The organism is Variovorax paradoxus, assembly GCF_030815975.1.
GTDB classification, from domain to species: Bacteria; Pseudomonadota; Gammaproteobacteria; order Burkholderiales; family Burkholderiaceae_C; genus Variovorax; species Variovorax paradoxus_N.
In genome coordinates, this window is record NZ_JAUSXL010000002.1 from 607,351 (window position 1) to 619,700 (window position 12,350).

Consider the following 12,350-nt stretch of genomic DNA (forward strand, 5'->3'; position numbering starts at 1 on the left):
GGGGGGGCGTCCATCCCTAGGCTTTGCCCTTGCCGTGCGAAGTGGGGAGCTTCGCGAGCTCGCGCACGCGCTCCGCATTGGGCGCGAAGCCCAGGCCCGGCGTCTCCGGCAGCTGCAGCCAACCGTCCTGCGGCACCGGCAGGTCGTCGAATATCTGCTTGAGCATCTGCACGGCCACGTAGTGGTATTCGGCCATGCCGCCGTTCGACACGCCCGCATGCAGGTGCATGTTGTGGAAGGGCCAGGCGCCGCCGTTGTCGATCGGCACATTGAAGGCCTGCGCCATGCCCGCGATCTTCAGGCACTGCGAATAGCCGCCCGAGATGGTCACGTTGGGCTGCAGCACGTCGGCCGCCTGGCTCACCAGCAGGTCACGGAAGCGGAAGGCCAGCCCTTCGTTCTGGCCGCAGGCCAGCGGAATGCTGGTGCGCGCGCGCAGCTGGGCCATCTGCCGTACGTCGTTCTGCGTGAGCGGCTCCTCGAAGAAGCTGATGCCATAGGGCTCGATGCGGCGCGCGAGCTCGGTCGCGTGGAACAGGTCGAGGCCGCAGTTGGCGTCAACATACAGCTTCACGTCGGGGCCGGCCGCCTCGCGCACGGCAGCCACGCGGCGCACGTCCTCGGCAATGACCTCGTCGATGGGCCGCGGCTCGTCGCGCCGCGCGAGCGCATGGCCGCCGACGGTCATCTTCAGGCGCCGGAAGCCCTGCGACACCCAGAGCCTGGCGGCGGCGGCGAGCTGGTCGCGCTCGAAGAAGCCGAAGCCGAAGGTCGCATAGACCGGCACCTTGGAGCGGGCACCCCCCAGCAGGCGCCACAGCGGCTGGCCCAGCGCCCTGGCCTTCAGGTCCCACAGCGCGATGTCGAGCGCGGCGATGGTGTGGCTCGCATAGCCGGTCTGGCCGCGCGGCGAGAGCAGCCAGTAGAGCTTCTCCCACAGGCGCTCGGTGGCCATCGGGTCTTCGCCGATCAATGCCGGGCCGGCCACTTCGCGCACGGCGGCGGCGATGATCTCTTCCTCGGTGATGGCCGTCATGCCATGGCCGACGAGGCCGGTGTCGGTCTCGATCTCGGTCAGGCAGAGCGAGAGCGAGGTCTGCTTGTTCAGCCCCAGCACATCGATGGTGACGGGAATGTTCAGCGGCGTGGCGCTGACGCGAGTGATCTTCAAGAATGTCTCCTTATTCCGCTTGGCGGCTGCAGGATTCTTGGTGCGCAGGCCGTGGAGAACAATTCGTTTTTGGCGGGCGCGAGGCTTCGCGCCGCGCGAAGGCTCGGGCTCAGTCCGGCCGGCCGAGGTGCTCCAGCACCGAGCGCGCGGCCGCGGTCAGATCCTGTTGCCGCCGCACGCACAGCAGATGGCGGCGCACCGCCCAGGGCGCATCGAGCTTGAGGCAGCGCAGCTTCAATATCTGCAACTGCGGCAGGATGGCCGCATAGGGCAGCACGCCGATGCCCACCCCCTGCTCCACCATGCGGCACACCATGTCGAAGCTACCCACCTGCATGCGCACCTTGAGCGGCACCTGCGCCTCCAGTGCCGCGTTCAGCAGCACGCGGTGCAGCGCGGTGCCTTCGCGCACCACGATATGGTCGTGCCTCAGGACCTCCTCCACGCCAATGCGCTTGCGGCGGGCCAGCGGATGGTCGCGTGCCACCACCACGGCCAGTTCATCGCTGCGGTAGGGCAGGCATTCGAGCATTTCGGCGGGCGTGTTGCCCTCGATCACGCCGATGTCGGCCAGGCCCGCCTGCACCGCCTTCACGACCTCGGTGCTGGCGCGCTCCTGCAGGTCGATCTTGAGCACCGGATGCAGCCGCAGGAAGGAGCCGATCTGCGCGGGCAGGAACTGCGCGATGGTCGACGCGTTGGCCGTGATGCTGACCACGCCCGCCACGCCGTTCTGGAAGTCGTCGAGCTCGGCGCCCAGCCGGTCCATGGCAGAGAGTACGGCGCGTGCATGCAGCAGCAGGCCGTGGCCCGCCGAAGTGAGCGTCACCCCGCGCGCATGGCGCACCAGCAGGGGCAGCCGCGCGCGGGCTTCCAGATCGGAGATGCGCTTGCTCGCGGCCGCGAGCGCGATGTGGCAGCGCTTGGCGCCTTCGCTGATGCTGCCGTGGTCGGCCACGGCCACGAACAGGCGCAGCGACTTCAGGTCGGCGGACATGGCCTGCGCGCCTTCTTCAGGGCGCAATGAGGTGGTCGAACAGCTCGCGCGCCGAAGCCGGCAGCTGCTCGCGGCTGCGCGTGATGAGCTTGAGCTCGCGTTCCGCCCAGGCATCGCTGAGCGCCACGGTCGCGATGCGCATGGCCATCGACAGCCGCTGCGCCGACGAGGCCGGCAGCACGCCCACACCCACGCCCGCCTCGATCATCAGGCAGATCGCCTCGAAGCTGCTGACCTGGATGCGCGGGTTGAAGCCGCGGCCGGCCAGCTCGGCCCGGCGCTGCAGGAAGCGGTGGATGGCGCTGCCGTGATGCAGGCCCACGTGCTGCTCGTCGAGCGTGTCGGCAAAGGCCACCGAAGGCGCACCCGCGAGAGGGTGCGCGGCGGGCACCACCAGCACCAGCTGGTTGCGGCCGAAGGGGCGTGCGTCGAGCTCGCCGGTGTGCACGTCGCCGGCCAGGATGCCGATGTCGGCCTCGCCATCGGCCACGGCGCGCACGATTTCCTCGCTCAGGTATTCGCGCAGGTCCACCTGCACCGCGGGATGCTGCGTCAGAAAGCCTGCCAGCTTCTGCGGCAGGTATTCGGTGATGGAGGTGGTGTTGGCGAACACGCGCACATGGCCCTTGATGCCCTTGCCGAAGTCCTGCATGTCGCAGCGCAGGTGCTCCATCTGCTGCATCACGCGCTTGGCGTGGTAGAGCACCGCCTGCCCGGCGGCCGTGAGGCTCACGCCCTGTGCGCTGCGGTGAAGCAGCTTGCCGCCCACGGCCTCTTCCATCTGCTTGATGCGCGTGGAAGCGGCCGCCAGCGAGATGCAGGCTTTCTCGGCGCCGCGCGTGAGGCTGCGCGCGTCGGCCACGTAGACGAACAGTTTCAGGTCGAACAGGTCGAAATGCAGGTTCACCGGACAAGCGCGCCAGAAAGATCTCTATTGCCGCGCGGTGCGGATGTTCGGCGGCAGCGCCTGCGGCCAGCTGGTGCGAAACGGATTGATGTCGAGCCCGCCACGGCGCGTGTAGCGCGCATACACCGCGAGCTTGTGCGGCTGGCAGCGGCACCAGATGTCGGTGAACATGCGCTCCACGCAGGGTTCGTGGAATTCGTTGTGGTTGCGAAAGCTCACGATGTACGCGAGCAGTCCGGCCTGGTCGATGGCCGGGCCGCTGTAGCGGATCTGCACGCTGCCCCAGTCGGGCTGGCCGGTGACGAGGCAGTTGCTCTTGAGCAGGCGGCTGGTGAGCGTTTCGTTCACCGGCGGCTGGGTGCTGTCGCTCGACAGCAGCTCGGGGGCGGGCTGGTAGTGGGTGCACTCGATGTCGAGCCGGTCGAGGTCCAGGCCGTCGAGCTCATGCACCGGCTCGCGGTCGAACATGTCGGGTGCCAGCAGCTTCACGCCGATGCCGGCGGATTGATCGCTGCCGCGCCAGAGCGCCTCGGACAGGTCGGCGCGCAGGCGGTCGCGCACGGCCTCGACGCCCGCGAAGGCGGTGCTGTTGAAGCTGTTGAGATACAGCTTGAACGATTTGCTCTCGATGATGTTGGGCGTTTCGCAGGGGATGGTGAAGTGCGCGATGGCCAGCTGCGGCTTGCCGCGCAGGTTGAGCCAGCTCACTTCGAACGCGGTCCAGAGATCGGCGCCGAAGAAGGGCAGCGCACCGGCGGCGATGCCCATCGCCTCGCGTTGCGTGCTGCGCGCAATCGGAAAGAGCAGAGACGCGTCGTACGTGTCGGCATAGGCCGAGGCGCGGCCCAGTTGCGACTGCTCGGGCGTGTTGGGGTTGGGGGGAATGTTGTCCAGGCTCATGGCTTGTGGTGCTCTTCGGCCGCATGCAGGAACGGCGCGATGTGGTTGGCGAGGATGGCGCAGACCTCTGGCGGCAGGTCGTGGCCCATGCCGGGAATGCCGATGAACTTCGCGCCCGGAATGCGCTTGGCGGTGTCCAGCCCGCAGGCCGTCGGCACCAGCGCATCGGCTTCGCCGTGCAGCACCAGCGTCGGGCATTTGATGCGCGGCAGCAGTTCGGGCCGGCGCGCGTCGGCGCCAATGGCGAGCATCTGGCGGAACATGCCGGCCGGGCGGTAGGCGCGGCGCATGCTGAAGGTCAGGCGCTCGGCCAGCGCCTCGGTGCTTTGCGGATAGGCGGGGCTCTGGATGAGCCTGAGCAGCCGGATGCTGTGCGCCACCAGATCGGCCTCGCCGCCGCCCAGCGGCCGGCGCAGCAGCATGGCGGCGACGTCGCTGCGCGGTCCGGGCAGGCCGCGCGCGCCGCTCGAACTCATGATGCTCACGAGGCTGGCCACGCGCTCGGGCGCTTCGGCGGCCAGATGCTGCGCGATCATGCCGCCCATCGAGGCGCCGATGACGTGCGCCTGCTTGATGCCCAACGCGTCGAGCACGCCCAGCGAATCGCGCGCCATGTCCTGCAGCGTGTAGGCCGAGCGCACCTGCAGACCGAGACGGTGGCGAACGGTCTCCCAGACGATGTTGCCGGTGCCCGCGTGGTCGAAGCCCTGGCTCAGGCCGATGTCGCGGTTGTCGTGGCGCACCACGCGAAAACCCGCATCGACCAGCGCCTGCACGAACTCCTGCGGCCAGCCGACCAGCTGCATGCCCAGGCCCATGATGAGCAGCGCGACGGGGCGCCCTTCGCCGCCGGTGTCGTCGACCTCGATCTGCAATCCGTTCGCCAGCAGCTTCATGGCGTCCCTGTCGGCTATTTGAATTCGCGTTCGCGCAGCCACTTGGTGGCGACCCACTTCTCGCCTGCCAGCACGGGCGCGCCTCCATGCAGCGTGCGGGTGGCGGGGTCGGGTTCTTCGTAGCTGAAGAACACGCCGGTGCCGCGCACGGGCGCCACTTCCAGGCCCACGTCGGGGAAGGTGGTGGCGCCGCCCTGCTCGGGCTCCTGCAGGTACATCACGAGCGTGGCCACGCGCTGGCCGCCGCGCTTGAGGATGGTGGGCGTGCCGGGCTCGCCGGGGTCGAAGTAGTCGTAGTGCGGGCGGTACTGGGCGCCGGGCGCATAGCGCAGGATCTGCAGGCCTTCGCCGAACTCCAGCGGCCAGCGCAGCAGCACGGCAATGCGCTGCTCCAGGCGCGCGACGATCTCGTTTTCTCCGCGCTCGAAGAACATGCCTTCGCTGGTGCGGTCGACATTGAGCACCTCGCCGCCGGTGCGCGTTTCGACCGTGAGCGAGCGCGCCAGCCGCACCCGCGCCGCGGCAATCAGCCCTTCGCACTCTTCGGGCGACACCAGGTTGCCGAACACGACGACGCGCGGATGCCGCATGGTGTGCAGCACCTGCACGCGGCGGTCGCCCGCATCGATGTGCAGCGGTGCGCCCTCGAGGTCGGGGCCGGGCATCTCGGTGCGCCGCGGTTTCGAAACCTCCACGTGGGGAAATCCGGCTTCGAGCTGCGCCAGCGCGACGTCGGCGGCCGCATCCTGCCAGCCGGCCGCGCGCATCGAGGCGCGCAGCGCGGGCACCGAATGCCCCGCCGCGAGCTGCGACACCAGCCATTCCTTCAGCTCCGGGCTGATCGGTTGCGACATATCAAGTCTTCCTTCTGAACACCAGCCTTTCGGCCTTGGACACCTCGGCGTCGAAACCATAACCCTCGAGATCGAATTTTTCCAGCGCCTTGGGCGTGGCGGCCTTGTGCAGCACCGCCCAGCGCGCGAGCAGGCCGCGGGCGCGCTTGGCATAGAAGCTCACGATCTTGTACCTGTCGCCTTTCCATTCCTCGAACACGCATTCGACCACGCGCGCCTTGAGCGCCTTGCGGTCCACCGACCTGAAGTACTCCTGCGAGGCCACGTTGACCACCACGGGCGTGCGGTCCGCCGCCAGCCGCTGGTTCAGGTGCTCGGCAATGCGCGAGCCCCAGAAGGCATACAGGTCCTTGCCATGGCGATTGGCAAGCGGCGTGCCCATCTCCAGCCGGTAGGGCTGCAGCAGGTCGAGCGGGCGCAAAAGGCCGTAGAGGCCGCTCAGGATGCACAGGTGCTCCTGCGCCCAGCCCAGCTGTGCGGGCGTGAGCGAGCGGGCATCGAGCCCGCCATAGACGTCGCCATCGAACGCGAAGGCGGCCTGGCGGGCGTTCTTCGGCGTGCTTTTGCCGGCCCAGGCCTGGTAGCGCGCCATGTTGAGCGCGGAGAGCTTGTCCGACAGGTGCATGAGCTCGGAGATCTGCTGCGGCGACTTCTCGCGCAGCAGCTTGATCAGTTCGACCGAGGGGCCGCGGGGAGCTTCGAAATGGGGTTGGGTGGCGGGGATTTCGGCGGGAACGGGGGTGTCGTAGTCGAGCGATTTCGCAGGGGAGAGCAGGAAGAGCATCCCGGAATTATGTGGGGTGGGGCTGCCCCGGGGCGGCCCCGGTAAAATCGCCGGCTATCCCACCCTGTCCCCACGGCTCCACCGAAGGCGCCGTTCTGCATTTCCCATGAGCGAACCCACCACCCCTTCCGCCCAGCCTGGACTGGAGAGCCTCTCCAAGTCGTTCGAACCCGCCGCCATCGAGGCGCACTGGGGCCCCGAATGGGAGAAGCGCGGCTACGCCAAGGCCGGTTTCCGCGGCACCCAGCAGCCCAAGGAAGGCGCCGATTCGTTCGCCATCCAGCTGCCGCCGCCCAATGTGACGGGCACGCTGCACATGGGGCATGCGTTCAACCACACGATCATGGACAGCTTCACGCGCTACCACCGCATGAAGGGCGACAACACGCTCTGGGTGCCGGGCACCGACCATGCGGGCATCGCGACGCAGATCGTGGTGGAGCGCCAGTTGCAGGAGCAGAAGATCAGCCGCCACGACATGGGCCCGACGCCGGCCGAGGCGCGCAAGAACTTCGTCGCGAAGGTCTGGGAGTGGAAAGAGAAATCCGGCAACACCATCACCGAGCAGATGCGCCGCATGGGCGACACGGTCGACTGGAGCCGCGAATACTTCACGATGGACGACGACCTCTCGAAGGTGGTCACGCAGACCTTCGTCTCGCTCTACGAGGAAGGCCTGATCTATCGCGGCAAGCGCCTGGGCAACTGGGACCCGGTGCTCAAGACCTCGGTGAGCGACCTCGAAGTCGAAAGCGAAGAGGAAGACGGCTCGCTCTGGCACATCGCCTATCCGCTGGCAGACGGCAGCGGCACGCTGACCGTGGCCACCACGCGGCCCGAGACCATGCTCGGCGACACGGCCGTGATGGTTCACCCCGAAGACGAGCGCTACAGGCATCTGATCGGCAAGCAGGTGCGGCTGCCACTGGTGGACCGGCTGATCCCCATCATCGCGGACGACTACGTCGACAAGGAATTCGGCACCGGCGTGGTCAAGGTCACGCCCGCGCACGACTACAACGACTACGCGGTCGGCCAGCGCCACAAGCTCGAGCTGATCGGCATCCTGACGCTCGACGCCACCATCAACGACAACGCGCCCGAGAAATACCGCGGCATGGACCGCTTCGTGGCGCGCAAGGCCATCGTGGCCGATCTCGAGGCACTCGGCCTGCTGGTCGAGGTGAAGAAGCACAAGCTGATGGTGCCGCGCTGCGCGCGCTCGGGCGCCATCGTCGAGCCGATGCTCACCGACCAGTGGTACGTGGCCATGACGCGCCCCGGCGCCGACGGCCAGTCGATCGCGCAGAAGGCCATCGACGTGGTGCAGTCGGGCGAGGTGCGCTTCGTGCCCGAGAACTGGGTCAACACCTACAACCACTGGATGGAGAACATCCAGGACTGGACCATCTCGCGCCAGCTCTGGTGGGGCCACCAGATCCCGGCCTGGTACGACGAAGACGGCAAGGTGTACGTGGCGCACGACGAGGCCGAGGCGCAGGCCAAGGCACCTGGCAAGAAGCTCAAGCGCGACGAAGACGTGCTCGACACCTGGTATTCGTCGGCGCTGGTGCCCTTCTCTTCGCTCGGGTGGCCCGAGAAGACCAAGGACCTGGAGCTGTACCTGCCCTCGAGCGTGCTCGTGACGGGCTACGACATCATCTTCTTCTGGGTCGCCCGGATGATCATGATGACCAAGCATTTCACCGGCCAGGTGCCGTTCAAGGACGTCTACATCCACGGCGTGGTGCGCGACGCGCAGGGCAAGAAGATGAGCAAGTCCGAAGGCAACGTGCTCGACCCGGTCGACCTGATCGACGGCATCGCGTTGCCCGAACTGCTCGACAAGCGCACGCAGGGTTTGCGCAAGCCCGAGACCGCGCCTGCCGTGCGCAAGAACACGCAGAAGGAATTTCCCGAAGGCATTCCGGCCTTCGGCGCCGATGCATTGCGCTTCACGTTCGCATCGCTGGCTTCGCTGGGCCGCAGCATCAACTTCGACAGCAAGCGCTGCGAGGGCTATCGCAACTTCTGCAACAAGCTCTGGAACGCCACGCGCTTCGTGCTGATGAACTGCGAAGGGCAGGACTGCGGCTTGCGCGAGCATACGAAGGAAGAGTGCGCGGTCGGCGGCCCGGCGCACGGCTACCTGAAGTTCAGCCGCGCCGATTTCTGGATCGCCTCGCAGCTGCAGCGCGCCGAGGCCGAAGTGGCCAAGGGCTTCGAGGAATACCGGCTCGACAACGTGGCCAACGCCATCTACCAGTTCGCCTGGGACGAGTTCTGCGACTGGTACCTGGAGATCGCGAAGGTGCAGATCCAGACCGGCGGCGATGCGCAGAAGCGCGCCACGCGCCGCACGCTGATCCGCACGCTCGAGGCCTTGCTGCGCCTCGCGCATCCGGTGATTCCGTTCATCACCGAGGAGCTCTGGCAGAAGGTGGCGCCCGTTGCCGGACGCGAGGGCGAGTCGATCATGATCGCGGCCTATCCGAAGAGCCAGCCCGGGAAGATCGACGAAGCGGCCGAAGCGCATGTGGCGCGCCTGAAGGCGCTGGTCGATGCCTGCCGCACGCTGCGCGGCGAAATGAACGTGTCGCCCGCCGTGCGCCTGCCGCTCTATGCAGTGGCCGACGATGCCGAGGGCGCGGCGTTCCTGCGCGATGCGGCGCCCGTGCTGCAGGCGCTGGCCAAGCTGAAGGAAGTGAAGGTCTTCGACGACGAGGCTTCGTGGTCGGCGGCGGCCGAAGCGGCACCGGTGGCCGTGGTCGGCACGGCACGCCTGTGCCTGCACATGGAAATCGACAAGGCCGCCGAGCGCGCGCGCATCGGCAAGGAAATTGCTCGCATCGAGGGCGAGATCCTCAAAGTGAATGGCAAGCTCGGAAATGAAGCCTTTGTGGCTAAGGCACCACCGGCCGTGATCGAGCAGGAACGCAAGCGCCTGGCCGATTTCAGCACCACGCTGGAGCGTCTTCGCGACCAGCTTGTGCGTCTCGGCTGACACACTTGGGTCTGGGCAAGGTTTAGCATGGCAACGGCGGCATTTCCATGCCGCCATTGACCATCAAACCTTCTTCTTCAACTGAACGAACAGACGCCCAAATTGCCCATGCCCACTCCCTCGACACGCATCCGCAAGGCCGTATTTCCTGTTGCAGGTTTCGGCACCCGCTTTCTGCCCGCCACCAAGGCGCAGCCCAAGGAAATGCTGCCGGTTGTCGACAAGCCACTCATCCAGTACGCGGTTGAGGAAGCCTACGCGGCGGGCATTCGCGACATGATTTTCGTAACTGGCCGAAACAAACGTGCCATCGAAGACCACTACGACACCGCCTACGAACTCGAGAGCCAGCTCGAGGCCAGCGGCAAGCTCGAACTGCTCAACATCGCGCGCTCGGTCATGCCCGACGACATGACCTGCTCCTACGTGCGCCAGCCGCGCATGCTGGGGCTCGGCCATGCGGTGCTGTGCGCCGAACACCTGGTGGGCAACGAGCCCTTCGCCGTGCTGCTGGCCGACGACCTGATGGTCGGCCCTCCTGGCGGTGAACCGGTGCTCGCGCAAATGACGGCCGCCTTCGGCAAGCTCGGTGCTTCGCTGCTCGCGGTGCAGGAAGTGCCGCTGGAGCACGTCAAGCGCTACGGCATCGTGGCCGGCGAATCCATCGGCGACGGTCTCGTGAAGGTCGATCGCATGATCGAGAAGCCCTCGCCCGACAAGGCCCCCTCGCGCCTCGGCGTGGCGGGCCGCTACATCCTTACGCCCGGCGTGTTCAACGAGATCCGCAACCAGCCCAAGGGCGCGGGCGGCGAGATCCAGCTCACCGACGGCATCGCGGCGCTCATGAAGAAGGAGTCGGTCTACGCCTATGCCTACAAGGGCATCCGCTACGACTGCGGCAGCAAGGAAGGCTTCCTGCAAGCCTCGGTGGAGCTTGCGCTGGCGCACCCCGAAGTCGGCGCGCAGTTCCGCGAATACCTCAAGAGCCTGGAGCTCTGAAGCAAAAGGGCCCCGACGGGGCCCTTCTCTTTTCTGGTGTGGTGGTCAGCGCCGCTTCAGCACATGGATGAAGTCGCTGCCGATCGTCTGCTGATCGACCAGCTCGTTGCCGGTCTGCCGCGCAAAGGCCTGGAAGTCGCGCAGCGAGCCCGGGTCGGTCGACACCACCTTCAGCAGCTGGCCGCTCGCCATGTCGTTGAGCGATTTCTTTGCCTTGAGAATGGGCAGCGGGCAGTTCAGGCCCCGTGTGTCGAGTTCGCGGTCAATCTGCATTCTTCGGCTCCTCGGGCGGAAGGTTCAAGCCGCGCCGCCGCTCCTCGTTTTCCGCCGCGGTAAAGAACACCGGCTCGTGCCCCCGGGTACGCAGCCAGTCGGCCAGCGCATAGCCGGTGCCCGCGGGCCAGCACTTGAGGTCGGGCAAGTCGTAGAGGCGGTAGTCCAGCAGCTCGGGCGAAAGCTTCACCTCGCCATCGGCCACCACGTGGTAGGCGATGATGATCTGGTTCATGCGCTGGAAGTCGTACGCGCCGACGAGCTTGCTCGCGCTCACGTCGAGATTGGTTTCTTCCTTGACCTCGCGCGCAATGCCTTCTTCGGGCGTTTCGCCGGCCTCCATGAAGCCGGTGATCAGTGCGTACATCTTCACCGGCCAGGCGGCGTTGCGCGCCAGCAGCACCTGCCCGCGGTATTCGACGATGGCCGCGAGCACCGGCGTCGGATTGTTCCAGTGCGTGTGGCCGCAGGACGGGCAGCGCAGGCGCTCCTTGGGACCGCCGTCTTCCATCAGCGCGATCCATTCGAGCGGCGTGGCGCAGGCCTGGCAGAACTTGGGATGGGGCATGGGCTTCGATCAGGCGGGGAACACGCCGGTCGAAAGATAGCGGTCGCCGCGGTCGCACACCACGAACACGATGGTCGCGTTCTCGACCGTCTTGGCAACCTCGAGCGCCACCCAGAGCGCGCCAGCCGCCGAGATGCCGCCGAAGATGCCCTCTTCGCGCGCGAGGCGCCGGCACATCTCTTCGGCGTTGTCCTGGCTCACGCTGATTTCTTCATCGACCCGGCTCGGCTCGTAGATCTTGGGCAGGTATTCGGTCGGCCACTTGCGGATGCCCGGGATGCGCGAGCCCTCGGCCGGCTGCGCGCCGATGATGCGCACCGCGGGATTCTTTTCCTTCAGAAAGCGAGAGACGCCGGTGATGGTGCCGGTGGTGCCCATGGCGCTCACGAAATGCGTGATCTTGCCCTTGGTATCGGCCCAGATCTCGGGACCGGTGGTCTCGTAGTGGATGCGCGGGTTGTCGGCGTTGGCGAACTGGTCGAGCACCCGGCCCTTGCCCTGCGCCACCATCTGTTCGGCCAGGTCGCGCGCGTATTCCATGCCGCCGCTCTTGGGCGTGAGCACCAGCTCGGCGCCAAAGGCCTTCATGGTCTGGGCGCGCTCCACGGACAGGTCCTCCGGCATGATCAGCACCATGCGGTAGCCCTTGATGGCCGCAGCCATGGCCAGCGCGATGCCGGTGTTGCCCGAGGTGGCTTCGATCAGCGTGTCGCCCGGCTTGATTTCGCCGCGCTCCTCGGCGCGCTTGATCATCGAGAGCGCGGGACGGTCTTTGACGGAACCCGCGGGATTGTTGCCTTCGAGCTTGCCGAGGATCACGTTGCCGCGCTTGGCGTTTTCGGCCGCATCGATGCGTTGCAGTGCCACCAGGGGGGTCTTGCCGATGGCGTCTTCGATCGTCGGATAATTCATGGCAACGCCCGCATGGCCGCCCAAAGGACGTTGAGCGCCCCCTCGGGGGGCAGCGAATACACGAAGTGATGAGCGTGGGGGCAAT

Annotated in this window: 12 protein-coding genes; 2 read left to right on the top strand and 10 right to left on the bottom strand. The window is 67.0% G+C overall.

Annotated elements, in window-relative coordinates:
• Window positions 1–16 precede the first annotated feature (16 nt).
• From QFZ47_RS06625 to yaaA, 7 genes are all read right to left on the bottom strand, one after another.
• The gene (locus tag QFZ47_RS06625) at window positions 17–1,171 is read right to left on the bottom strand and encodes a mandelate racemase/muconate lactonizing enzyme family protein (protein WP_307654889.1); all 1,155 of its coding nucleotides are present in this window, start codon (window positions 1,169–1,171) and stop codon (window positions 17–19) included.
• 109 nt (window positions 1,172–1,280) lie between these two features.
• Window positions 1,281–2,168 carry a LysR family transcriptional regulator gene (locus QFZ47_RS06630; protein WP_307654890.1) on the bottom strand — a complete coding sequence of 296 codons (888 nt, stop codon included), beginning with the start codon at window positions 2,166–2,168 and terminating at the stop codon, window positions 1,281–1,283.
• A 16-nt stretch (window positions 2,169–2,184) separates the two neighbouring features.
• A complete protein-coding gene (locus QFZ47_RS06635; RefSeq protein ID WP_307654891.1) occupies window positions 2,185–3,075 on the bottom strand; it encodes a LysR family transcriptional regulator in 891 nt (296 codons plus the stop codon).
• 24 nt (window positions 3,076–3,099) lie between these two features.
• The gene (gene queF / locus QFZ47_RS06640; protein WP_307654892.1) at window positions 3,100–3,975 is read right to left on the bottom strand and encodes an NADPH-dependent 7-cyano-7-deazaguanine reductase QueF; all 876 of its coding nucleotides are present in this window, start codon (window positions 3,973–3,975) and stop codon (window positions 3,100–3,102) included.
• Window positions 3,972–4,871 carry an alpha/beta fold hydrolase gene (locus QFZ47_RS06645; RefSeq protein WP_307654893.1) on the bottom strand — a complete coding sequence of 300 codons (900 nt, stop codon included), beginning with the start codon at window positions 4,869–4,871 and terminating at the stop codon, window positions 3,972–3,974. The genes queF and QFZ47_RS06645 overlap by 4 nt, the downstream gene beginning before the upstream one ends.
• A gap of 14 nt (window positions 4,872–4,885) precedes the next feature.
• A complete protein-coding gene (locus QFZ47_RS06650) occupies window positions 4,886–5,725 on the bottom strand; it encodes a 2OG-Fe(II) oxygenase (protein WP_307654894.1) in 840 nt (279 codons plus the stop codon).
• 1 nt (window position 5,726) lies between these two features.
• On the bottom strand, window positions 5,727–6,509 hold the full coding sequence (gene yaaA / locus QFZ47_RS06655) for a peroxide stress protein YaaA (protein ID WP_307654895.1): 783 nt from the start codon (window positions 6,507–6,509) through the stop codon (window positions 5,727–5,729).
• Window positions 6,510–6,615: 106 nt separating this feature from the next.
• Here yaaA and QFZ47_RS06660 point away from each other — a divergent pair, with 106 nt between their 5' ends.
• Window positions 6,616–9,513 (top strand): valine--tRNA ligase, encoded by a 2,898-nt coding sequence (locus QFZ47_RS06660; protein ID WP_307654896.1) that lies wholly within the window; start codon window positions 6,616–6,618, stop codon window positions 9,511–9,513.
• Between the two features lie 108 nt (window positions 9,514–9,621).
• Entirely contained in the window at window positions 9,622–10,512 is an 891-nt protein-coding gene (galU, locus tag QFZ47_RS06665; protein ID WP_307654897.1) for a UTP--glucose-1-phosphate uridylyltransferase GalU, read from the top strand.
• A 45-nt stretch (window positions 10,513–10,557) separates the two neighbouring features.
• On the opposite strand, the gene QFZ47_RS06670 is transcribed toward galU, so the two are convergent.
• From QFZ47_RS06670 to cysM, 3 genes are read right to left on the bottom strand one after another with little or no spacing between them, the layout of a single operon-like run.
• Window positions 10,558–10,785, bottom strand: a complete 228-nt coding sequence (locus QFZ47_RS06670; RefSeq protein ID WP_307654898.1) for a sulfurtransferase TusA family protein — start codon at window positions 10,783–10,785, stop codon at window positions 10,558–10,560.
• On the bottom strand, window positions 10,775–11,353 hold the full coding sequence (locus QFZ47_RS06675; protein ID WP_307654899.1) for an NUDIX hydrolase: 579 nt from the start codon (window positions 11,351–11,353) through the stop codon (window positions 10,775–10,777). The genes QFZ47_RS06670 and QFZ47_RS06675 overlap by 11 nt, the downstream gene beginning before the upstream one ends.
• A 9-nt stretch (window positions 11,354–11,362) precedes the next feature.
• Window positions 11,363–12,265, bottom strand: a complete 903-nt coding sequence (gene cysM / locus QFZ47_RS06680) for a cysteine synthase CysM (RefSeq protein WP_307575997.1) — start codon at window positions 12,263–12,265, stop codon at window positions 11,363–11,365.
• Between the last annotated feature and the right edge of the window lie 85 nt (window positions 12,266–12,350).